Source organism: Mucilaginibacter kameinonensis, from assembly GCF_003675385.1.
In the GTDB taxonomy this organism is placed as follows: domain Bacteria; phylum Bacteroidota; class Bacteroidia; order Sphingobacteriales; family Sphingobacteriaceae; genus Mucilaginibacter; species Mucilaginibacter kameinonensis.
On sequence record NZ_RCWZ01000002.1, the window covers coordinates 51,581 to 74,220 of the forward strand.

At 40.7% G+C, this 22,640-nt stretch carries 18 protein-coding genes and 5 tRNA genes; 22 read left to right on the forward strand and 1 reads right to left on the reverse strand.

Features of this window, described 5'->3' with window-relative positions:
- The first annotated feature begins 198 nt into the window (after window positions 1-198).
- The gene (locus tag EAH55_RS07235) at window positions 199-3,534 is read left to right on the forward strand and encodes a TonB-dependent receptor (RefSeq protein WP_121809092.1); all 3,336 of its coding nucleotides are present in this window, start codon (window positions 199-201) and stop codon (window positions 3,532-3,534) included.
- A 140-nt stretch (window positions 3,535-3,674) separates the two neighbouring features.
- On the opposite strand, the gene EAH55_RS07240 is transcribed toward EAH55_RS07235, so the two are convergent.
- On the reverse strand, window positions 3,675-5,429 hold the full coding sequence (locus EAH55_RS07240) for a lysophospholipid acyltransferase family protein (RefSeq protein ID WP_121809093.1): 1,755 nt from the start codon (window positions 5,427-5,429) through the stop codon (window positions 3,675-3,677).
- Window positions 5,430-5,503: 74 nt separating this feature from the next.
- Between EAH55_RS07240 and EAH55_RS07245 the strand changes: the two genes are divergently transcribed.
- From EAH55_RS07245 to rplL, 21 genes are all read left to right on the forward strand, one after another.
- Complete coding sequence (locus EAH55_RS07245; RefSeq protein ID WP_121809094.1) at window positions 5,504-6,373, forward strand: helix-hairpin-helix domain-containing protein; 870 nt, start codon at window positions 5,504-5,506, stop codon at window positions 6,371-6,373.
- On the forward strand, window positions 6,370-6,897 hold the full coding sequence (locus tag EAH55_RS07250) for an adenine phosphoribosyltransferase (RefSeq protein WP_121809095.1): 528 nt from the start codon (window positions 6,370-6,372) through the stop codon (window positions 6,895-6,897). Before EAH55_RS07245 ends, EAH55_RS07250 begins: the two co-directional genes overlap by 4 nt.
- 527 nt (window positions 6,898-7,424) lie before the next feature.
- Window positions 7,425-8,606 (forward strand): acyl-CoA dehydrogenase, encoded by a 1,182-nt coding sequence (locus tag EAH55_RS07255; RefSeq protein ID WP_121809096.1) that lies wholly within the window; start codon window positions 7,425-7,427, stop codon window positions 8,604-8,606.
- A gap of 571 nt (window positions 8,607-9,177) precedes the next feature.
- Complete coding sequence (locus EAH55_RS07260; protein ID WP_112572667.1) at window positions 9,178-12,381, forward strand: SusC/RagA family TonB-linked outer membrane protein; 3,204 nt, start codon at window positions 9,178-9,180, stop codon at window positions 12,379-12,381.
- 14 nt (window positions 12,382-12,395) lie between these two features.
- Window positions 12,396-13,895 (forward strand): SusD/RagB family nutrient-binding outer membrane lipoprotein, encoded by a 1,500-nt coding sequence (locus EAH55_RS07265; protein WP_112572665.1) that lies wholly within the window; start codon window positions 12,396-12,398, stop codon window positions 13,893-13,895.
- 172 nt (window positions 13,896-14,067) lie between these two features.
- A complete protein-coding gene (locus tag EAH55_RS07270; protein WP_121809097.1) occupies window positions 14,068-15,510 on the forward strand; it encodes a TlpA family protein disulfide reductase in 1,443 nt (480 codons plus the stop codon).
- Window positions 15,511-15,637: 127 nt separating this feature from the next.
- Window positions 15,638-15,829, forward strand: coding sequence for a 30S ribosomal protein S21 (gene rpsU / locus EAH55_RS07275; RefSeq protein WP_090528691.1), 192 nt, complete (start codon window positions 15,638-15,640; stop codon window positions 15,827-15,829).
- 80 nt (window positions 15,830-15,909) lie between these two features.
- Complete coding sequence (locus tag EAH55_RS07280; protein WP_121809098.1) at window positions 15,910-16,821, forward strand: tyrosine-type recombinase/integrase; 912 nt, start codon at window positions 15,910-15,912, stop codon at window positions 16,819-16,821.
- A gap of 12 nt (window positions 16,822-16,833) precedes the next feature.
- Entirely contained in the window at window positions 16,834-17,181 is a 348-nt protein-coding gene (hpf, locus tag EAH55_RS07285; RefSeq protein WP_091213553.1) for a ribosome hibernation-promoting factor, HPF/YfiA family, read from the forward strand.
- A gap of 243 nt (window positions 17,182-17,424) precedes the next feature.
- Window positions 17,425-17,497, forward strand: a tRNA-Thr gene (locus EAH55_RS07290).
- A 66-nt stretch (window positions 17,498-17,563) separates the two neighbouring features.
- A tRNA-Tyr gene (locus tag EAH55_RS07295) sits at window positions 17,564-17,644 on the forward strand.
- 139 nt (window positions 17,645-17,783) lie between these two features.
- A tRNA-Gly gene (locus tag EAH55_RS07300) sits at window positions 17,784-17,856 on the forward strand.
- Between the two features lie 81 nt (window positions 17,857-17,937).
- Window positions 17,938-18,009: transfer RNA gene (locus EAH55_RS07305), tRNA-Thr, on the forward strand.
- Window positions 18,010-18,069: 60 nt separating this feature from the next.
- The gene (tuf, locus tag EAH55_RS07310) at window positions 18,070-19,257 is read left to right on the forward strand and encodes an elongation factor Tu (protein ID WP_090528682.1); all 1,188 of its coding nucleotides are present in this window, start codon (window positions 18,070-18,072) and stop codon (window positions 19,255-19,257) included.
- A gap of 84 nt (window positions 19,258-19,341) precedes the next feature.
- Window positions 19,342-19,412 (forward strand) — tRNA-Trp (locus EAH55_RS07315).
- 18 nt (window positions 19,413-19,430) lie between these two features.
- Window positions 19,431-19,625 carry a preprotein translocase subunit SecE gene (gene secE / locus EAH55_RS07320; RefSeq protein WP_112572730.1) on the forward strand — a complete coding sequence of 65 codons (195 nt, stop codon included), beginning with the start codon at window positions 19,431-19,433 and terminating at the stop codon, window positions 19,623-19,625.
- 17 nt (window positions 19,626-19,642) lie between these two features.
- Window positions 19,643-20,185, forward strand: a complete 543-nt coding sequence (gene nusG, locus EAH55_RS07325) for a transcription termination/antitermination protein NusG (protein WP_112572658.1) — start codon at window positions 19,643-19,645, stop codon at window positions 20,183-20,185.
- Window positions 20,186-20,379: 194 nt separating this feature from the next.
- Window positions 20,380-20,820 carry a 50S ribosomal protein L11 gene (gene rplK, locus EAH55_RS07330; protein ID WP_090528676.1) on the forward strand — a complete coding sequence of 147 codons (441 nt, stop codon included), beginning with the start codon at window positions 20,380-20,382 and terminating at the stop codon, window positions 20,818-20,820.
- A gap of 28 nt (window positions 20,821-20,848) precedes the next feature.
- Window positions 20,849-21,547 carry a 50S ribosomal protein L1 gene (gene rplA / locus EAH55_RS07335; RefSeq protein ID WP_091213558.1) on the forward strand — a complete coding sequence of 233 codons (699 nt, stop codon included), beginning with the start codon at window positions 20,849-20,851 and terminating at the stop codon, window positions 21,545-21,547.
- 2 nt (window positions 21,548-21,549) lie between these two features.
- Window positions 21,550-22,068: a 50S ribosomal protein L10 gene (gene rplJ / locus EAH55_RS07340; RefSeq protein WP_090528670.1), complete on the forward strand. Its 519-nt coding sequence runs from the start codon at window positions 21,550-21,552 to the stop codon at window positions 22,066-22,068.
- A 67-nt stretch (window positions 22,069-22,135) separates the two neighbouring features.
- Complete coding sequence (rplL, locus tag EAH55_RS07345) at window positions 22,136-22,519, forward strand: 50S ribosomal protein L7/L12 (protein WP_022833154.1); 384 nt, start codon at window positions 22,136-22,138, stop codon at window positions 22,517-22,519.
- Window positions 22,520-22,640: the final 121 nt, after the last annotated feature.

Consider the following 22,640-nt stretch of genomic DNA (forward strand, 5'->3'; position numbering starts at 1 on the left):
AATCTGTAATTGAGGAAAAAATTAACATTATGCATTGGGGTTGTTTTGTATCTTTTTGATAATCAGTGATTTTTATTTTTTCGTAGATGCTTTTATGTTAAGCAAAAAAGAAATTATTAAGTAGTTGTTAATATAATAATCTGGTGTTAATGTAAACTTAACATTGTCTGGGCAATTTTGTGCAATAAAAAATCACAAATGAAAAAGCTCTACTTCATTATTTTAACATTAATAATTATTGGGGTTGGGAGCGTTGCAAACGCTCAGATCACCACCTCGGTACTTGTTGGTAAAGTTACAGATCAAAAAGGTACCACACTTCCGGGTGTTACTATTACTGTGCTTAACACCAGCACTGGTACCAGGTATGGCGCTCAAACCAATGCCGAAGGCCGTTTCTCGGTTAACAACATTAACCCGGGTGGTCCTTACACCGTAACCGCTACTTTTATCGGTTACAAAAAAGACGAAAAAAGTGACCTTACCCTTCAATTAGGTAATGCTACTTTAAACTTTGTATTGCAGGACGAAACTACTACGCTGCAAGAGGTTAAAGTAAAAGCTTCTGCTGGCCCGGCAAAAACAGGTGCAAGTACCCGTATTGGTCAAAACCAGATCCGTACTGCTCCTTCAATTAACCGCAGCTTGCAGGATTTAACCAGAAATACCCCTCAAAGTAACAATAACTCATTTCAAGGTACCAACTACCGTTATAACAACGTAACGCTTGACGGTGCTATCAACAATGACGCTATCGGTTTCAGCCCATCATTAGGTGGTCAGAACAACGCTTCAGGCCAGGTAGGTAGCAGTACCCGTACAAGCCCCATCTCTCTTGACGCTATCCAGGACATCCAGGTTTATGTTGCTCCTTACGATATCAAAATTGGTAACGTATTAGGTGGTAGTATCAACGCTGTAACCCGTAGCGGTACAAATGATTTTAGCGGTGCTGTTTACGGTTACGGTCGTGGATCATTTATGGTGGGCGCTAACAATGCAAAAGCTGCTTTAGGTGGTGATGGTTCAAAACTTAGTGATTTTCATGATTACCAAACCGGTATCCGTTTAGGTTTCCCTATCATTAAAAATAAATTATTCTTCTTTACCAATGAGGAGCTTGCCCGCAGGCAGGATCCTGTTATCCGCGGTCTTGATCACAATGGTGCATCTAATATCTTAAGTCAGGCCGATGGTGATAAATTGGTTGCAGCATTTAAGGCATTTACTACAGATGCTGCCCACCCAAATGGTATTGATCCAGGTACGTATAACAACACTACGATATTCTCTAACTCAAACAAATACTTTAACCGTTTAGATTGGAATATCGATGATCACAACCAGTTAACTATCCGTAACAATACCATCAGCTCAAAAGCTACAAACTTGGAGCGCGATCAGCAAAACTTCCGTTTCAGTGGTATTGATTATACTTCACACAATAACTCAACTTCAACAGTTGCGGAATTGAAATCAAGGTTTTCAGGTAACTTAAGCAATAGCTTGGTTTTAGGTTACTCTGCAGTTCATGATTATCGTGATCCTAACTCAAACCCAGCTTTACCTCAAATCGAGATCACTGGTCGTACACCTGGTACAACCATATTCATGGGTACCGACCGCGAGGCCGCTATCTTTGATATGCACCAGAAAACTGCTGAGTTTACTGACAACTTAACCTGGACAAAAGGAAAACACACGTTTACATTTGGTACTCACAACGAGTTTTATAATATCACTTATAACTTCGTAAACGCATGGAACGGTCGTGTGGCTTATAGCAGCATTGAAAACTTTATTGCCAACAATCCTTCTCGTATACGTGCAAACTTTAATTATACTGATAACACACGCGATTATATCTTAGCACATCCTTCAGCTCAGTTTAAAGTTAACCTGCTGAGTTTATATGGACAGGACGATATTCAGTTAACTGATAACTTTAAGTTGACTGTAGCTTTACGCGCCGATTATGCGGGTGTGCCAAACAAGCAACCATTGAGCGATAAAACAACTAATGCTCCGGTTGATCCAAATTATGGTACCACTTATACTTATACCAAACCAAAAGATATCAAACAAAATTACCTGGGTAACATAGAGTGGAACCCACGTGTATCATTTAACTATGATGCCAACGGTGATCAAAGCGTTATTTTACGTGGTGGTAGCGGTTTCTTTACCGGTCGTGTTCCTTTTGCATGGTTTGGTTACGCGTTTTACAACAACGGCGCTACTTATGGTGCTTATGATAAAAAACCATCAGCTACATCGCCAATTACTCCTGGTACTAACCCTATTCAGGCTCCTTCTAATGGCGGTTTAAACTTTGTTAATCAACAAGGTAACTTTAATACTGGTGCTACCGGTTCTACCCAGGTGGATATGATTGATAATAACTTCAAAATGCCACAGGTATGGAGAAGCAGCTTAGCAGTTGATTACACAACTGATAATCAATGGAAATTTACTGCCGAAGGTATCTATACTAAAGTTATCCACGACTTGAAATTCCAGCAAGTAAATACCAAGGATAGTGTAACTTATTATCCTTATGATACCCAGCACCAGCAGCCGATATTCATCAACAAAGGAATCAACTCAAAATATACCAACGCCTATTTGTTATCAAATACCAGCGAAGGTTACCGTTACAGTGCAACTGCACAAGTAGCAAAATTTACTCAGTTTGATCCACTGAATGCATTAAACTTCTCGGTTGCCTATACCTACGGGCACTCTAAAGATGTTACCAATGGTATCCGTAACTCAATGGAGTCAAACTGGCAGTTGAATCAGGCTTTGAATCCTAACAATCCGGGTTTAGCCAATTCAAACTTTGATATCCGTCACCGTATCGTATCAAACGTGAACTTCAAACACGATTGGGATGCCGGACATAACTATACAGCTAACTTCACTTTCTTCTTTAGCGCGCAAAGTGGTAACCCATATACCTGGGATACTTACCCGAATGCTATCGATGGAACAGGTCAGCAATTGAGTCTGGCTTACATCCCAACCAGAGATGAAACAGCTAAGATGATTGTGGATCAAGTGAAAAACGGTGTAGTAGTACAAACTGCTGCACAGCAGATAGCTGCATTTAACGCGTACGTTGATGCTGACAAATATTTAAGCTCACGTCGTGGTCAGTTTACCGAACGTAACGCTGCTTTCACACCTTGGAATAATCAATTAGATTTCCGCTTTACTCAAGACTTTAAATTTGGTAATGGTAAACACAAACAGATGATCACATTTACTTATGATATCATCAACCTTACCAATTTATTGAACAAGAGCTGGGGCCAATATTATTTCTCAGCAAACACATTCAACTCTTCTGCAAGTGTTGGTTTAACACCGGTAAGTGCCTTGCCTGGTGCAGCTGGTGGCCCTGCATTTGTTAAAAATGGTAATGTGGCTTCATACCCAACTTATAATTTTACCAACCCAGGTTTACCATATTCAGTTGATTTGTTCGCTTCACGCTGGCAAATGCAATTTGGTTTACGTTACAGCTGGTAATTGTAAAACAAAATATAGTTAACAAAAGGGCCTCCGATATCGGAGGCCCTTTTGCTTTAGAAGAATAGTTTAATAACGGTTCATAAAAAAAGAGAAACAAGCCTTTAGGTGTTTCTCTTTTTCTTTTACGGTTGGGGCTATTATAAATTTTTCCCCAGCTTATCCAATATATCCTGCGGCACTTTTTCAAGGTCAAGCACCAGGAAGCCATCAAGGCAATCGGCAAACTTAGGGTCGATATTGAAACTGATGATCTTTGCATTAAGAGCAATATACTGACGAAGCAATACCGGCACTTTCATGTTTCGGGTTTCCACTTCAGATATCAGGTTATCGAGGCCTTTAAAGCTGTCTTCGCCGGCCATGAGCAGGTCAGTGTCAATTTTGGCAAAATCAACCTTAAATTTTTTGCGCGGTTTAACGTACTGCGCCATTTCATGATCAAAGTGATTGCGGTTGATATAATCGACAATAAGTGATTTCGAAAATTTAGAGAACGAGTTACTGATACTTACAGGACCGATCAGGTAACGGTACCTCGGGTTATCGATCAGGAATTTCAGGATGCCTTTCCACAACAGGAACAGCGGCAGTGGTTTAGTCTGGTATTCTTTACGGATCCAGGAACGGCCCAGTTCAAGGCTGCGGCGCAATACCGGGATAAATTGCGTTTTAAGTTTAAACAACTCATTCACATAAAAGCCCTTTTTGCCCACGCTGTAAAAGATCTCATCCCCCAAACCAATGCGGTAAGCTCCTACAATCATTTTGGCTTCAAAATCCCAAATAAACAGGTGATGATAATAGATATCATATTCATCCAGGTCGATACTTTTATTTGTCCCTTCGCCCACTTGCCTGAAGGTGATCTCCCTTAAACGGCCAATCTCGCGGATTACATTTGGAATGGTTGAAGTAGGAACAATGAATACCTCATAATTCTTTTCGGTCCAAACCTTGTAATTTTCCCTTAGCGGCTCTATTTCTTTTTCAAGGATGGCGTTATCAATTTCAGGAGCAATTTCTTCAGCGTCACGTTTGATTTTAAACAGGTTACGTGGGCTAAAGATCTTCTTTTCTTCCTCCAAACCGGTGCCCAAAGCATAAGTACGGGCACGTAAAAAGTTGAGCAGTTTTGTGCTGTTAGTATAATCCGGAATTTCGGTTACGTTGATAGGCTTGCCTATGCGTAACTTAATGGTATGACCATGCTTGTTAAATAGTTCTGATGGTAGCTTCGCTGTACGCAGGGTAGGGTGCAGCAAACTGAGGAAATTAAATAACAAACCGTTGTTACCGTGGAAATAAATAGGTACAACCGGTACTTTGGCTTTAGCTATGATTTTGCCCACAACCGGGTGCCACATACGGTCGGTCACCTGTTTTTGTTCTACTTTAAAGGTTGAAACCTCACCTGCAGGAAAAATACCTATCGGGGTACCCTGGTTTAACAATTCAAGTGTGTTTTTTAGGCCACTTATGCTTGATGAATGTTCAACATTTTCAAAGGGGTTTACGGCAATAAAATAATCGGCCAGGTTCGGGATCTTTTTGAGCAGGAAGTTGGCCATCAACTTCGAGTCGGGACGGGCCATGCAAAGGATTTTTAACAGCACCATGCCTTCAATACCCCCGTAAGGATGGTTGGCTATGGCTACAAAGCTTCCCTCTTTAGGTATGTTACGCAGCTCGCGCTCGTCAAATTCAATGTCAATGCCGCATCCCTCTAATATAGCGTCAACAAACTCAGGCCCTTGCTTGGGTTGCGCCTGTGCAAACAGGTCGTTTACCTGGTTTATCTTCATTAACTCCATCAATAAAGCGGCCAGGCCCGGCATTTTCAACTTATCCAGTTTGGTGGCTTTGGCAAACTCTTCGGTGGTTATAACTTTCATTGTTTATAAGCAGTATGTTTTAACAAATAAATATCCTAAATTTTTATTTAATTTAACGGCAGGAATGTATATAAATGAGCCCGCAACTTAAAAGCTACCTGTCCATCACAAAAAAGGAGTGGAACGGAATGGTAGTGTTGATTATTTTAATAGCGATGGTTTTGTTGGCCCCCTATGTATTCCTGGCAAACCACAAAGATAATACAATAAATTTTAAGGCTTTTGATAAAGCAGTAGCCTATGCCAATAAAACGGGCGGTCTTATAGCTGATGAGAATACTTCTATAGCAAATCACACAACTTTACCCATTACTCTTTTTAAGTTTAACCCCAATAATTTAGCTGTTACAAGCTGGATAAAGCTTGGCCTTACAGAGCATCAGGCACAGGTAATTAAACATTACGAAGAAAAAGGTGGTCGGTTTTTTACCAGGGGAGATGTGCAAAAAATGTATAGTATTAGTCCAACAGAGTATAAGCGTCTCGAGCCTTATATTGATTTGCCTGATGGCCCGGCCTTGCACATCACTAAGGTTAAGCCGGGCGAAGTAGTTGATATCAACAGTGCTGATTCAGCGAGGCTTACCATGATCCACGGGATAGGCCCCGCGTTCGCCCGTCGTATTGTTCGTTATCGTCAGCGGGTTGGCGGCTTTTACAGCAAGGAGCAGTTAAAGGAAGTTTATGGCCTCGATCAGGAAAAGTACGACCAGATAAAAGACGAGGTTGCGGTAGATGGCAAGCATATTATCAAAGTGAACATTAACACAGCTACTTTTAATGATCTCAGGCGTTTTCCGTATCTGAGCTTTAAGCAGATGGACGCAATTATTGCTTACCGCGATGAGCATGGTAATTACAATGCCTTGACCGATCTGAAAAATATTGCCATACTTAATGACGGAATTTTGCGTAAAATTGGGCCTTATTTAGTTTTCAAATGATAGCTCAGCAAATAAAAGCAGCCATAAGGGATATTCCCGATTTTCCGAAACCTGGAATTATTTTTAAAGATATCACCCCCATACTTAAAGATCCTGAACTGTGTGAAAACATTGTTGACGCTTTTGTTGAGCAGTTAAAGGGTACCCGTATTGACGTTGTGGCAGGAATTGAAAGCCGGGGCTTCCTGTTTGGGCTTACCTTGGCTACCAAATTAGGTGTTCCGTTTATTCCAGTGCGAAAGGCCGGCAAGCTGCCATTCACTATAAAACAAAAAGCATATAAACTGGAGTACGGTACCGCGACTATCGAACTGCATACCGATGCCTTTGAACCAGGGCAGCACATCTTATTACATGACGATTTGCTCGCAACCGGTGGTACCGTAACCGCGGCAAGCGAACTTATTAAAGAAATGGGGGGCATTGTTGCCGGTTTCTCCTTTGTAGTAGGGCTCGGCTTTTTGAATGGCCGGGAACGTATAACGCCTATTTGCGATAAGCTGGTGGTGCTGGCAGATTATTAATGATTGATTCTCGTGTTAGAGATGGCAGCAGATGCCGGTCAATGTCATTAAATTAAGAGGTTGACAGGCTGCACAAGAGGTGCAAAAGGTTTTGGTGTGCCAGAGGTACACAACTCCGGTGTTCCGTACCTCTGGCACGGTTGTTTTTGGTATAATTACATTACAAACCTGTTCCCCCTCCGGGGGATTTCCTTAACTTAATAACATTGGGATGCCAGCCTGCGAGCTGTGAGCGTGCTGCCCGGCCGAAGGTAACACCATGACCTAAAAAGGCACAAAACATAAACGTCAAGCTTTCCTGACTCTATTTATAATCACTGTTTTAGTAGCGAGATACTAAAACAGTGATTATATTAATATTCTCCTGAAAAATATTTTCCACCAATTTTTCCATCCCAAAACCACCCTATTTAAACTAAACCTATAATTCATACCCAATACCAAAGTGTTCTTGATTTGCAGGCTTTTACGGGCAAACCAATGTCATTTTTTATACGTTATTTTGTTAGTAACCAATTATAAAATGTATGGATGCGATGTTAACTGATACCCCTCATACCGATGGGTATAATTTTGCTATGAACGAAAATCAGCAAATGGTAGGCCAGATGGCCAAAGACTTTGCCGAACGCTATATTAAACCTCATGTAATGGAGTGGGACGAGGCCCAGCACTTTCCTATCGACTTATTTAAACAACTGGGAGAGTTAGGCATGATGGGCGTTTTCGTGCCCGAACAATATGGAGGCTCTGGTTTTGGATATTTTGAATATGTAACCGTAATAAGTGAGATAGCCAAAGTTTGTGGCGCTATAGGTTTATCTGTTGCTGCTCATAATTCACTTTGTACGGGGCATATCCTTGCTTTCGGTAATGAAGAACAGAAACTTAAATGGCTACCTAAACTGGCTACTGCTGAGTGGCTTGGTGCCTGGGGACTTACTGAGGCCAATACCGGATCGGACGCGTTGGGCATGAACACCACTGCTGTTTTGGATGGTAATCATTATGTGGTAAATGGTTCCAAAAACTGGATAACTCACGGTAAATCAGGTGATGTTGCCGTGGTGATGGTACGTACCGGCAACAAAGGCGATTCGCATGGTATTTCGGCTTTGGTGATTGAAAAAGGTACACCCGGATTTACCCATGGTAAAAAGGAAAATAAGCTGGGCATGCGTGCTTCAGAAACTACCGAACTCATTTTTGATAACTGTCGTGTGCCTAAAGAAAACCTGCTGGGTGTTGAGGGCGAAGGTTTTAAGCAGGCTATGAAAGTGTTGGACGGTGGCAGAATTTCGATAGCGGCGCTGTCGTTAGGAATAGCAAAAGGTGCCTTTGATGCCGCTGTTGCATATGCCAAAGAACGCCACCAGTTTGGGCAACCGATAGGTAATTTTCAGGGGATAGCGTTTAAATTGGCCAATATGGCTACCGAAATAGAAGCTGCCGAACTGCTGATTATGCAGGCGGCCGATTTAAAGAACAGGCATTTGCCTGTAACCAAACAATCGGCCATGGCTAAATATTTTGCTTCAGAAACGGCGGTGCGTACAGCTACCGAGGCTGTGCAAATCTTCGGCGGCTATGGCTATACAAAGGATTTCCCGGTTGAGAAATTTTACCGCGACTCCAAACTCTGTACAATAGGAGAAGGGACAAGTGAAATTCAGAAAATAGTGATCAGCAGGGAAGTGTTGAAAGGATAATAAACGGTCAAAAAGGCCTGGCGGAAGACAATTTTACTATCGTCTTTTGTCAGGCTTTTGTCATTTAGCATGCAGTCAAAAGCCATTTATGATGGTTTTTATCACGTAAATATATTGTTACATCAATTATTGGAGCTTTAAAACATGATTTTAACAATGTTTTTTTAAGCTTTTTCATGAAAATAATTTCTTCTTTGAGGCGGTTCGCCTGGCTTTTTCCGTCAAAACTGACGCGGTTTTATCAGCCTTAGCGCGCAGTTTTTTCTGAATTACCTATCGTTGCGGTTAATTTTATTGCAGTTTGATATCCAGACGCTTATAAAGCAAATTAGGAAAATGCCTCGCGCATTTTCCTAATTTATAATTAACAATATTAACTGACTTATTACCGGCCGGATCTAATCGGCCATGTGGTATTAACGTCGGCAAAGGTAATTTCTTGTTAGTTATTTCCTAAAACATTCTCTATGGTTAAATAAATTCCTGTAAAGGAAATATTACATTCTGCTGTTGTTTTATTTTACCCTTCTATATTAAGTTTGCCGTCTTAACTATTAGCTAAATTTTTTCTATGAAAAAACGATTACTACTAATTTTGTGCAGTTTCGTATTCGCTGTAACACAGCTTTTTGCGCAAAATCACACTGTTACCGGCACGGTAACAGCCAAAGAGGACGGTCTTCCTCTGCCGGGTGTATCGGTTAAAATAAAAGGTACAACAACCGGTACCCAAACTACCGTCGACGGTAAGTTTTCACTCAGCGTTCCTAACAACGCAGTATTATCATTCAGTTTTATCGGTTATGCCACTCAGGATGTTCCTGCCGGAGCTTCAGCAAACCTTAAAGTGGTTTTAGAAGCCTCAAGCCATGGGCTTAATGAGGTAGTTGTAACCGCCTTAGGTATCTCAAGGCAGCAAAAATCAATAGGTTATGCTGCACAACAGATTAAGGGCGATGACCTTACGGTTACCAAGCAATCTGACCTTAACACTGCCCTTGCCGGTAAAATTGCAGGTGTACAGGTGTTAGGCGGTTCTGGTGCAAAATTTGGTACCTCAACTATCCGTATCCGTGGTGTTAACTCATTATCAGGCGCTAATCCTATTTACGTGGTAAATGGTGTTGTTACTGATGCTAATGCTATCAACAATGACGACATCGAATCGGCAACGGTGCTTAAAGGCCCCGCTGCTACAGCTCTTTATGGTCAGCGTGCATCTGAAGGTGCGGTTGTTGTTACCTTAAAAAAAGGTGTTGATAAAGGAGTAGGAGTTTCGTTGAATCAATCAACAACTTTCGAAAAAGTATACCAACTACCAGAGTATCAAAATGAATATGGTGGTGGTACCAGCACGCAGTGGGATACTTACACTTATGATCCTGCAAATGGCTCTCCTGCTTCGTTTGCTAAATTCAACGGCGTAAAAATTTACGATTATGGTGTTGATGAAAGCTGGGGCCCTAAGATGGATGGCACCCTTTATGCTCCATGGTATTTCTGGGATCCTTCAAATCCAGACTTTGGCAAGCTAAAGCCGTTTGTGGCCCAGCCAAACAACGTACGTGATTTTTACCGTACAGGTGTTACCTATAACACTAACGCTGCGTTTTCAAAAGCTTCTGACAACTATAATTTCAGGGTATCATATACTAACATCGATCGTACTGGTATTACCCCTAACAGCGCTCAGAAACGTAACAACGTTGGTTTAAACGGCGAACTTAAATTAACCAAGAAGTTAACTGTAAGCGCCAACTTTAACTTTTCGCAAATCAACTCAAATAACGTACCTCAGGAAGGTTACGGTACACAAACTGCCGGTTCATTTAGCCAGTGGTTTCACAGGGATGTTGAAATCAGCAAACTTAAAAATTACAGAAGAGCTGATGGTACCTATACTTCATGGAATATTACCGGTCCGGATGATTTAACGCCGCACTATTGGGATAACCCTTATACCGAAGCTTATGTGAATACTTCGCTATCAAACAGCAACCGTGTGTTTGGTAACTTAACAGCTACTTACCAGTTTACTAAAGATCTTTCTTTGTCGTTAATTGCCAGGGAAGATTTGTTAAACCGTGATGATAACTCAAGGGTTGGCTCAGGTACTATCAACACCGATTCATATTCACAAAGTCAGTATACCTACAAAGAAAATAACTATGTAGCTAACTTAGCATATAGCCACAACTTTAAAGACCTTTCTGTAAAAGCGGGTTTATATGCCGAAACACGTCAGGACCGTTACCTGTATACAGGTGGTAATACCAATGGCGGCCTTGCTATTCCTGAATTGTACTCGCTTGCAAACTCTTTGAACGCGCCTACATCTATCAGCTACAACGGCTTATCAAGGGTGAATAGCTACTATGGCTACACCTCATTCGGTTACAAAGATTTCTTGTACCTTGATTTTAACGCCCGTAACGATATTTCATCAACCTTGCCAATAAACAATAATTCATATTGGTACGGCGGTTTATCTGGCTCATTTGTGTTTACAGAGCTAATGCCTAAAAATGACATTCTTAGCTTCGGTAAATTGAGGCTTTCTGCTGCAAAATTAGGTTCGGATGCTGCTCTTTATTCAATTTATCAAACGTACAACTTAAGTACTACACCGTACAGCCCTACTAAAACAGGTAGCTCACCGGTACAAACAGTACCTAATACATTACCTAATGCCGACTTGAGGCCATCACTTTCAACTTCGTATGAAATTGGTACCGAATTGCGTTTCCTGAGAGACAGGGTTAAATTTGATTTCAACTACTATACCCGTTCTCAAAAGGATCAGATCCTGCCATTGCCTATCAACGGTACATCTGGTTACTCAACTGCAGTAATCAATGCCGGCCAGATCAGGAACAGTGGTATTGAGATCAGCCTTGGTGGTACCCCGGTTAAATCAAAAGACTTTACCTGGAATACTGATTTCAACATTTCATTTAACAGGAATAAAGTTATATCACTGTACCCTGGTTTAAATAACCTGAAAGTTACTCCTGATGGTTTAGGTGGTTATACTGCATCTGGCGGTAACCAGGCTGCCGGTACACAAAGCTTTGGCTTTGTTGGTTCGCCAAGCTTTGGTATTAACGGTATTGTTGGTAAATCTTATGGTCAAATTATTGGCTCTGGTTTTACCCGCGACAAAAACGGAAATATCATAGTTGGTGATGACGGTTTACCTATTGTAAACAGCACAGTTAACTTGGGTAGCATGCTGCCAAGCTACACCGGTGGTTTTACCAACTCTTTCAACTACAAAAACTTCATATTAGCTTTCTCTCTTGATTTCCAGAAAGGCGGCAAATTTGTGTCAGTTACTCAACAAAACTTAAACGGTTCTGGTTTGGGTATCGAAACTGTAGGCAACAATGCTAAAGGCAATCCAAAACGTAACTCAGTTGCCGATGGTGGTGGTGTTTTAGTAGCGGGCGTTCATGAAGATGGCACTCCTAACACAACTTATGTTGAAACCCGTACTTTGTATGAGCAGGCATATAGCCAGATTTGGGAAAAATGGACTTACGATGCTTCTTACATTAAATTAAGGGAAGTTAGCGTAGGCTACTCGTTCCCTAAAAAGATGCTGGGTAAATTACCATTCCAAACTGCTTATTTCGGCATAACTTCTCAAAACCCATGGATGATCTATTCTAAACTTAAAGGTGTAGATCCATCTCAATTGCAAACCTCTTTCTACGAAGGTGGTCAGTTACCAAACACAAGAAACTTAGGGTTTAACATCAAGTTAACGTTCTAATTAGCGCACAAATCATGAAAAGAATATCTAATATTAGTAAATATATAGCTGGGGCGGGTATGATTATCCTTGCTTCGTGCAAAACCGGCGGCGACGTAAATGTTAGCCCTAACCAATCGCCTAACGTGCAGTCGGGCTATTTGTTAACCAGCGCCCTTCAATATCTTGGAGGTGTTAGCGGTGCAGGCGCTACTACCAATATCAACTCTTTTACAGGCGAACTGTATTCACAATACCTGGCAGAAACTTTTTATACCAATGAATCATTGTTTTCATTGAAGCAATATGATTACCAGGGATATTATACCGGCCCGTTAAAAGACCTTAAAACAATCATCGACGTTAATACCGATCCGACAAAGAAAAGTCTTGTGGCTATCACAAAGTTTGGTTCAAACGCTAATCAGATAGCCTCGGCCCGTATCCTTAGCGCTTTTATTTTCCTTACCGTTACTGATAGGTGGGGCGATATACCATATTCACAGGCTTTAAATGGCAAATCAAATCTTTCGCCTGCATTTGATGCTCAAAAAGATGTCTATGCGGCATTGATGAAAGAACTTGACGAGGCGCAAGCTCAGTTTGATAGTGGTGCCGCAATGCCTGCACAACAAGATATCTTATTTGGTGGTAACCTTACTAAATGGAAACATTGGGCAAATTCATTGCATGCTATTATGGCATTAAGGCTTTCGAAGGTTGATCCAAACACAGGCAAAGCTGAGTATGCTAAGGCTGTAGCCGGCGGTTTAATGACTTCTAACAGCGATAACGCTGTTTATGCCTACCTGGCCGCTCAAACTAACGAGAATCCTTATTTTACAAACTACCGTAACCGTTATGATTATGCGGTAAGCAGTTTAGTTGTTAATACGTTAACTACCCTGAATGACCCGAGGTTGCCTGTTTACGCTGCTCCGACTGTATCAAATACATATGTAGGTTTACCTTATGGTACGTATGGTGATGCCTTAGGTAATTACAGCAAAGGAACACGTAGCAAACCAGGTAACATCTCTTTAATCGGCTTAACCGTATCTAATCAGGGATCGCCAACTGTATGGACATCATATGCCCAAATCATGTTTACACAGGCAGAAGCTGCCCACCTTGGCTGGATAGCCGGTGGTGACGGCGCCGCTGCTGATTACTATAATAAAGGTGTAGCTGCATCATTGGAACAAAACGGTGTTAGTACTACTAACGAATCCGCTTATCTTGCGCAGGCAGCAGTTCAGTTTTCGGCTGCAACAGCTATGGATCAGATCATGACCCAAAAATGGATTGCCGGTTTCTTAGGCAATGGTTGGGAGTCATGGGCAGAGTACCGTCGTACAGGTTTGCCTAAATTGCTTGATCCGGTTCCTGGTTCATTGAGCCCGGGCCAGAAAATTCCACGCAGGCAACAATATCCGCAAACAGAAAGTGATCTTAACACGGCTAATTACAATGCTGTAATTGCCCGTCAGGGTCCGGATGCACTTAATACAAGGGTATATTGGGATAAACAATAATTATTGAATCCAAAGTATATTTAAAACAACAAAGGCTGCCATTGGCGGCCTTTGTTGTTTATTAACGTTTCGAGGTGGGAGTTCAGGGGGAGAGACCATTCAGATTTAAGACTATTTAACAAATAGCGTTTATTAAACAGGCTATCTTAGTTTATATAATCTTAAACCTTTCATGAAAATCAAATTTATCTTGCCCTTGTTCTTCCTTTTTCTATTTCGCAATCCAATTATTGCTCAGCAAAAACAGCCCGTTATTAAAATTGATAACACGGTGAAGGTTAATAAGCATCCGGTTTCACGCGGTTTTCTCAAGGTATCCGACTTAAAACACGGAAATAATGAAGTGACTATATCCGGTAAACTTGTAAACTTTAACGACCGGGCTATATTATTCGATTATTCTGAACTATCATATTTAAAGCCTTTTGAGAGTAACCTGCAGATCATGCCTGATACGAACGGGTATTTCTCTTTCAAATTCAATTTAAAGGAAGCTAACTATTTTTTTCTGGGACGAAATGAGCTTTATCTTTCGCCGGGTGATGTGCTGAATGTGGTTGTGGATTACAGCGCACCCGAGAAATCCGTATTTCATGGTGCTGGAGCCGAGGCCGATGATTATCTGAAGACTGTACCGTTCCCCAAATCAGGTTCGTATTTGAATGGAGGCCTTAATATAAGAGGTACGCTAAGGCAAACGCTGGATACGGTTTTGCAATTAGCCCAGGCACGGCATGATAAACTTAAAGCTACCAAAAAGCTGCCAAAGGATTTTGCTGATATTGAAAAGGCACGTATAGAAGCCGACCTGTTTAGCAGTTTTAAATTATTAGCAGGCTTTTATATCAGAAGAAACAAAGTACCTGATAATGAAAGGGACTCTGTGTTTGCTGAATCAAAAAAGCTGCTTGATCCCTTATGGGATAAATTTGCTGTAAATCTGATGAAAGTCGAAAATCTCAAACTTGAAGCATTCAGAAGCAATTATTACAGCATCCTCGATAGTTATAAAAGAAATCAAACCCCTGTTGACGCCCGGATAAAAGACTGGCAATATGCTTATGAGTTGGTTTATGAGATAAATCACATTGATGATAAAAAAGTGTTGGCTACCTTTCTACCTAAAATAGATTCGATAAAGAATAGCCGGTACAGGGAAGCAGCCCGCGAAACACTTAGCAACAAGCTGGAATTTACTACCGGAGATCTGGCTGAGGATTTTACCGCTATTGACGCCGATAACCGGCCGGTAAAACTGAGTAGTTTAAAAGGCAAGGTTATCTATATTGATCTTTGGGCTACATGGTGCGGCCCGTGTCTTGAAGAGATGCCCTACTTTGAAAAATTAAAAAAACAATATGATGGCAACCCGGATATCGCATTCATGGCACTGAGTGTATACGACAATAAAAAGCTATGGAAAGATTATTTAAAAAGAACTAATGCAAAAGGTATGCAGCTATTTGCAGATATCATAGCGTTAAAGCCTTACAAAGTACTATCAGTTCCACGAACTGTAGTTATTGATAAAAATTTTAAAGCGATGATGCTTTATGGTCCACTGCCTTCAAATCCTGGCTTGAAAGATTATTTAGACGCACTTTTAAAGAAATGATTGTAGAAATTGCTCACAGAGCCGGGGGATAATCTTCAGAATCGAAAAATAAATCCTGCTCTCTCTTTGATATTCAAAACATTGTGATTATCTTTGCCCTCCCTTGAAAGGAGGTATTTTAGGAATTATGATCATTATTAACGTAAAAGACGGCGAATCATTAGACAAAGCATTGAAACGCTTCAAAAAGAAATTCGAAAAAACAGGTGTTTTAAGAGAACTACGTAGTCGTCAGGCTTTCGAAAAAAAATCTGTAACCCGTCGTCATGTTGTTAAACATGCTATCTACAAACAGACATTGAATCAAGAAACTGTTTAATTGTAAAATTTTATAGTTTTCTTAACACTATATTAAAACTATTTGTACATTCATAATCCCGGATGTATAAATAGTTTTTTATGTTTTTAGAGCGTTTTATCCAGTACATCAAGTATGAAAAGCGGTATTCAGTCCATACTGTGTCCGCGTATCAGTCAGACCTGGATCAGTTTGTGCGCTTTTTAAACAATCCCGGCGGCGCCGATCCTACGCCCGAGCCGGTTATCACCCATCCATCGCAGGTAAGCTATCATGACATCCGTAACTGGATGGTTGAGCTTCTTGACCAAAAACTTACTGGCCGTTCGGTTAACCGTAAAATGGCTACGTTGCGCAAATACTTTAAATTTTTACTGCAGGAAGGCATTGTTGAAACTAATCCAACATCGCGTATCCATTCACAAAAAATTGCTAAAACCCTGCCCGTGGTGGTTGAAGATGCTCGCCTAACAAAAATGTTAGATAGCGATGACGTTTTTACAAACGACTTTCCGGGGCTGCGCGATAAGCTTGTTATTGAGATGTTGTTTGGCACCGGTATACGCCTTGCCGAATTGTTAGGCGTTAAAGAACAGGATCTTAACCTTGATGGGGGAGTAGTGAAGGTATTGGGGAAACGTAATAAGGAACGTATCATCCCTATCAATAATGAGCTGAAGATCCTGCTGCCCCAATATTTGGAGTTAAAGAAAAATCAAAATTTTAATAACAATTCCTTTACATTTATCGTTACAAATAAAGGAGCCGATGCTTATCCGAAATTGATTTATTTAATAGTGCAGAAATATCTCTCCAACATATCAACTCAAAATAAACGGAGCCCTCACGTGCTCAGGCACACGTTTGCAACCACCATGCTAAACAACGGGGCCGACTTAAATTCAATTAAAGAACTTTTGGGTCACGCTAACCTCAGTGCCACCCAAATTTACACGCACAACTCAGTTGAACGACTAAAATCTATTTATAAACTCGCCCATCCAAAGGCTTAAAAAGGAGGAAACATGAAAATTACAGTGCAGTCAATTCATTTCACCGCAGACAGGAAACTTTTAGATTTTATTCAGAAAAAGGCAGATAAGCTTGATACGTTTTATGATCATATTATTAGCGGTGAAGTTTACTTAAAGCTTGAGAATGTGGAAGATGAATGTAATAAGATAACGGAGATCAAATTATTGCTACCAGGAAACCAGATCTTCGCTAAAGAGAAATGTAAGAGTTTTGAGGAAGCTACCGACCTGGCAGTTGAGAGCCTGAGGAAGCAAATTGAGAAGCATAAACAAAAGAAAGCCATTGCTGACGCTACGGCCAAAAAAGCTGTTTTAACGGCAGCAGAGGACGGTTTTTAGTGATATAGAGGGGCTTACATTGAGCCAAATTCGGCAGGTTTTTAGCCTGCCGAATTTTTTTTATAAAAAATTTTGACGTGGTGTTATTTTTTGTAGATTTGCAGTCCCTTTCGGGGAGGTATTTAACGCCTCAAAAAAAAGTTAAAATAGTTCTTTAAAATATCAAAAAGCTTATTACTTTTGCGCTCCGTTACCGAAAGCCACATACGGTTTAAAATAACGAAAAGGCAAATTTAAATATAAGCCTCCTTAGCTCAGCTGGTAGAGCAACTGACTTGTAATCAGTAGGTCATTGGTTCGATCCCGATAGGAGGCTCAGTTTTTTTCGGAAAGATAATGTTTAGCTTCAATTTTGGACATTGTTAATCCGGGATAAACTACTGGGGGGATACCAGAGCGGTCAAATGGGACGGACTGTAAATCCGTTGCTTCGGCTACGAAGGTTCGAATCCTTCTCCCCCCACATATTAAGTAGGCAGTTTATAGTTCGCGGTTAGTATAAAGCTAACGGGATTGTAAACTGCTGACTTGATTAAGGAGGTTTGAGGAATGGACTTTTGGTACTTAGAAGGTATAAAAAAAACAAACCAAAAGCTTAACAAGCGGAAGTAGCTCAGTTGGTAGAGCGATAGCCTTCCAAGCTATAGGTCGCGAGTTCGAACCTCGTCTTCCGCTCAGTTACAGGTAGCAGTAAGAAGTTTGCAGTAAAAAGCAATTGCGAGCGAAGAACTGGCAACTGCAAAATAAAAAAAATAAGCCGACGTAGCTCAGGGGTAGAGCACTTCCTTGGTAAGGAAGAGGTCATGGGTTCAAATCCCATTGTTGGCTCGGTGTTATTGAAACATTACATATAAAGTTAAAATTAACCTACAAAATAATTTATAGATCATGGCAAAAGAAAAGTTTGACCGCAGTAAACCGCACTTAAACATCGGTACAATCGGTCACGTTGACCACGGTAAAACAACCCTTACCGCAGCTATCACTAAAGTTTTGGCTGATGCAGGTTTATCAGAAGCTCGTTCATTTGATTCAATTGACTCAGCTCCTGAAGAAAAAGAACGTGGTATTACCATCAACACTGCCCACGTTGAATATTCAACAGCTAACCGTCACTACGCACACGTTGACTGTCCAGGTCACGCGGATTACGTGAAAAACATGGTTACTGGTGCTGCCCAAATGGACGGTGCAATCATCGTAGTTGCTGCAACTGATGGTCCGATGCCACAAACTCGTGAGCACATCCTGTTAGCTCGTCAGGTAGGTGTACCTGCACTTGTTGTTTTCATGAACAAAGTTGACATGGTTGATGATCCGGAATTATTAGAGTTAGTAGAAATGGAAGTTCGTGAATTATTATCATTCTACGAATTCCCAGGTGATGATATTCCAGTTATCCAGGGTTCTGCATTAGGTGGTCTTAACGGCGATCCTACCTGGGTTGGTAAAATCATGGAATTGATGGACGCTGTAGATAGCTACATCCCAATTCCTCCACGTTTGACAGATCTTCCTTTCTTGATGCCTGTTGAAGACGTGTTCTCAATCACTGGTCGTGGTACTGTTGCTACTGGTCGTATTGAGCGTGGTGTAATCAACTCTGGTGAGCCAGTTGATATCTTGGGTATGGGTGCTGAGAACTTGAAATCAACCGTAACTGGTGTTGAGATGTTCCGCAAAATCCTTGACCGTGGTGAAGCTGGTGACAACGTAGGTTTATTGTTACGTGGTATTGAGAAAACTGATATCCGTCGTGGTATGGTTATCTGCAAACCAGGTTCAGTAACTCCTCACACCGATTTCAAAGCAGAAGTTTACGTATTATCAAAAGCAGAAGGTGGCCGTCACACTCCATTCTTCAACAAATACCGTCCGCAATTCTATTTCCGTACCACTGACGTTACTGGTGAGATTTCATTAGAACCAGGTGTAGAAATGGTTATGCCAGGTGATAACGTTACAATCACTGTAAAGTTGATCAACGCTATCGCAATGGAAAAAGGCTTACGTTTCGCTATCCGTGAAGGTGGTCGTACCGTAGGTGCTGGTCAGGTAACTGAAATCTTGAAATAATTGATATTTCAATAAAAGGTTAATTTGAAAACATAAGTTTAGCCTTCAACGGCAAACTTATGTTTTCTTATTATAAAATAACACACGGGAATAGTTCAACGGTAGAATAGAGGTCTCCAAAACCTTTGATCAGGGTTCGAATCCTTGTTCCCGTGCTTAAGCACAATATAAAAATGGCAGGCGTAGCTGAATATATTAAAGAGTCATACATCGAGTTAACCGAGAAGGTTACCTGGCCTACATGGCGCGAGCTGCAAAGCAGCGCTGTTTTGGTATTGGTTGCCGCTGTAATTATTGCGCTGGTTATCTTAGGTATGGACCAGATCATTAATTATTTGCTTAAACTGTTTTACACATCACTAACATAATATCAGGGGAGAAGCAGATGAGTGATCAATTGAAATGGTATGTAGTTAGGGCTATTAGTGGTAAGGAAAAAAAAGTTAAACAATATATCGATGCCGAAATTAGCCGTTTGGGCATCGGTCATTTGGTACCACAGGTATTAATACCTACTGAAAAGTACTACCAAATGCGCGATGGAAAGAAGATTGCTAAAGAGCGTAACTACTTTCCGGGCTATGTGTTGATGGAAGCTGTTTTAGATGGCGAAACCGAGCACATTATTAAAAACATAAACAGCGTAATAGGTTTCCTGGGTGATAAGGCCGGAAATGCTATCCCGCTTCGCCAGTCAGAAGTTAACCGTATTTTAGGTAAGGTTGATGAAATGAGTGCCCAGGGTGAAACTATGAGCGTACCTTACTATGTAGGTGAGGCTGTTAAAGTTATGGACGGGCCTTTCAATGGTTTCAGCGGCGTTATCGAAGAGGTTAACGAAGAGAAAAAGAAACTGAAAGTAATGGTAAAGATATTCGGACGCCGTACGCCGCTTGAATTGAATTACATGCAGGTAGAAAAAGAATAGTTTTTTTATCATCAATACCCGACTGGAAGGCGGGTATTATCACATGATAAATTAACAGGTAAAATATTAAATACAAAAGGTTTAAATATTAAGAAAGCGTTAAGTAAGCTAAAATTAATATCAAACCGTAAAAATCTTAAATGTTACTAAGCTTCCACGTACTAACATTGAGTTTATAATTAAAGTAAATTAAAATGGCAAAAGAGATCGGTGCAATGGTTAAGCTGCAAGTTAAAGGCGGCGCCGCAAACCCATCACCACCAATTGGCCCTGCATTGGGTGCAAAAGGTGTGAACATCATGGAGTTTTGCAAACAATTTAATGCACGCACCCAGGACAAAGCTGGAAAAGTATTGCCTGTTTTGATTACTGTTTATGTTGACAAATCATTCGAATTTATCATCAAAACCCCTCCCGTTGCTATCCAGTTATTGGAAGCTACCGGTTTAAAGAGTGGTTCTGCTGAGCCTAACCGTAAAAAAGTTGCCAGTGTTAACTGGGAACAGGTTGAGACTATAGCAAAAGATAAAATGGTTGACTTGAACGCATTCACAGTTGAATCGGCCATGAAAATGGTGGCAGGTACTGCCCGCAGCATGGGAATTACCGTATCAGGTACAGCTCCCTGGAATTAATTAATTTATACAAATCAGTTTAAAGACAGTGGCAAGATTAACAAAAAATCAAAAAGTGGCACTCTCCAAAATTGAGGCAAACAAATCGTACACATTAGAAGCTGCATCAGCTTTGGTAAAGGAATTAACCTTAACTAAGTTTGATTCATCAGTTGATATAGACGTTCGTTTAGGTGTTGACCCGCGTAAAGCCAATCAAATGGTGCGTGGTATTGCAACATTGCCTCATGGAACCGGTAAAACTGTACGTGTATTAGTACTTTGTACTCCTGACAAGGAGCAAGAAGCTAAAGACGCTGGTGCAGATTACGTAGGTTTGGATGATTATATTGCCAAGATTGAAGGCGGATGGACTGATGTTGATATTATCATCACTATGCCAAGTGTTATGGCTAAAGTTGGTCGTTTGGGTCGTATTTTGGGCCCGCGTAACTTAATGCCAAACCCTAAATCAGGTACAGTTACCCCAGAAGTTGGTAAAGCTGTAACTGAGGTAAAAGGTGGTAAAATCGATTTCAAGGTTGACAAAACCGGTATCATCCACACCTCAATAGGAAAAGCATCTTTCTCTGCAGATAAAATTTATGAGAATGCATTAGAAGTATTGCAAACAATCTCTAAATTAAAACCTTCTGCAGCAAAAGGAACATATTTCAAGAGTATTCACATCTCTTCAACTATGTCGCCAGGAATTACAGTTGAAACTAAATCAGTAGCGGGGATCTAATCATGAATAAAGAAGAAAAATACGACCTTGTTGTAGCCCTTACTGAGCAAATCAAAGAGTATGGTAATTTTTATATCACTGATACCTCTGATTTAACTGTAGCCAAGATCAACAATATCCGCCGTAAATGTTTCGAAAACGACATTACAATGCAGGTAACTAAAAATAGCTTGATCAAAAAAGCTATGGAAGCTGCTGGCGGTGATTTCAGCCCGATATATGATGTGTTGAAAGGTTCATCATCAATCCTTTTCTCAAAATCAGCAACTGCACCTGCAAAGCTGATCAAACAATTAAGGAAAACAGGTGAAAAACCAATCTTAAAAGCAGCTTATATTGATTCGGCAGTATTTATTGGTGATAACCAACTGGATACTTTAACCAAGCTGAAATCGAAAGAACAACTGATCGGCGAGATTGTTGGCTTACTTCAATCACCTGCCAAAAACGTTCTTTCTGCTCTTCAGTCAGGCGGAACAACAATTGCAGGCCTCGTAAAAACATTACAGGAAAGAGGTTAACGAACGCCTCCATAATAAGGTTCGATAATAACAAACAAAAAGCATTAAAAGTAAAAATTTAAATAAAATGGCGGATTTAAAAGCGTTTGCTGAACAGTTGGTAAACTTAACAGTAAAAGAAGTAAACGAATTAGCTCAAATATTAAAAGACGAGTATGGTATTGAGCCTGCTGCTGCTGCTGTAGCAGTTGCTGCTCCTGCTGCTGACGGTGGCGACGCTGCTCCAGCTGCTGCTGAGCAAACTGCATTTGACGTTATCCTGAAAGAAGCTGGTGGCGCTAAATTAGCAGTTGTTAAATTAGTAAAAGACTTAACTGGCCTTGGTTTGAAAGAAGCTAAAGATCTTGTTGACGGTGCACCAAAAGAACTTAAAACTGGTGTAACTAAAGAAGAAGCTGAATCTTTGAAAAAACAATTAGAAGAAGCCGGAGCAGTAGTTGAGGTTAAGTAATTTAACCTACTAAAATATAGCATCAAGACTCCGACCATATTGGTCGGGGTCTATTGCTGTTTATAAAGGTTTGGATGAAGAAGATAATAGATATGAGATATGAGATATGAGATCTTCTTCC

Bases quoted from the DNA above. Each gene is read 5' to 3' on its own strand.
- EAH55_RS07265 (WP_112572665.1), top strand. From the start codon at position 12,396: ATGAAAAGAATATCTAATATTAGTAAATATATAGCTGGGGCGGGTATG.
- EAH55_RS07240 (WP_121809093.1), bottom strand. From the start codon at position 5,429: ATGAAAGTTATAACCACCGAAGAGTTTGCCAAAGCCACCAAACTGGAT.
- EAH55_RS07260 (WP_112572667.1), top strand. From the start codon at position 9,178: ATGAAAAAACGATTACTACTAATTTTGTGCAGTTTCGTATTCGCTGTA.
- rplK (WP_090528676.1), top strand. From the start codon at position 20,380: ATGGCAAAAGAGATCGGTGCAATGGTTAAGCTGCAAGTTAAAGGCGGC.
- hpf (WP_091213553.1), top strand. From the start codon at position 16,834: ATGAAAATTACAGTGCAGTCAATTCATTTCACCGCAGACAGGAAACTT.
- EAH55_RS07250 (WP_121809095.1), top strand. From the start codon at position 6,370: ATGATAGCTCAGCAAATAAAAGCAGCCATAAGGGATATTCCCGATTTT.
- EAH55_RS07255 (WP_121809096.1), top strand. From the start codon at position 7,425: ATGGATGCGATGTTAACTGATACCCCTCATACCGATGGGTATAATTTT.
- nusG (WP_112572658.1), top strand. From the start codon at position 19,643: ATGAGTGATCAATTGAAATGGTATGTAGTTAGGGCTATTAGTGGTAAG.
- rplL (WP_022833154.1), top strand. From the start codon at position 22,136: ATGGCGGATTTAAAAGCGTTTGCTGAACAGTTGGTAAACTTAACAGTA.
- rplJ (WP_090528670.1), top strand. From the start codon at position 21,550: ATGAATAAAGAAGAAAAATACGACCTTGTTGTAGCCCTTACTGAGCAA.
- tuf (WP_090528682.1), top strand. From the start codon at position 18,070: ATGGCAAAAGAAAAGTTTGACCGCAGTAAACCGCACTTAAACATCGGT.
- EAH55_RS07270 (WP_121809097.1), top strand. From the start codon at position 14,068: ATGAAAATCAAATTTATCTTGCCCTTGTTCTTCCTTTTTCTATTTCGC.
- EAH55_RS07245 (WP_121809094.1), top strand. From the start codon at position 5,504: ATGAGCCCGCAACTTAAAAGCTACCTGTCCATCACAAAAAAGGAGTGG.
- secE (WP_112572730.1), top strand. From the start codon at position 19,431: ATGGCAGGCGTAGCTGAATATATTAAAGAGTCATACATCGAGTTAACC.
- rpsU (WP_090528691.1), top strand. From the start codon at position 15,638: ATGATCATTATTAACGTAAAAGACGGCGAATCATTAGACAAAGCATTG.
- EAH55_RS07235 (WP_121809092.1), top strand. From the start codon at position 199: ATGAAAAAGCTCTACTTCATTATTTTAACATTAATAATTATTGGGGTT.
- EAH55_RS07280 (WP_121809098.1), top strand. From the start codon at position 15,910: ATGTTTTTAGAGCGTTTTATCCAGTACATCAAGTATGAAAAGCGGTAT.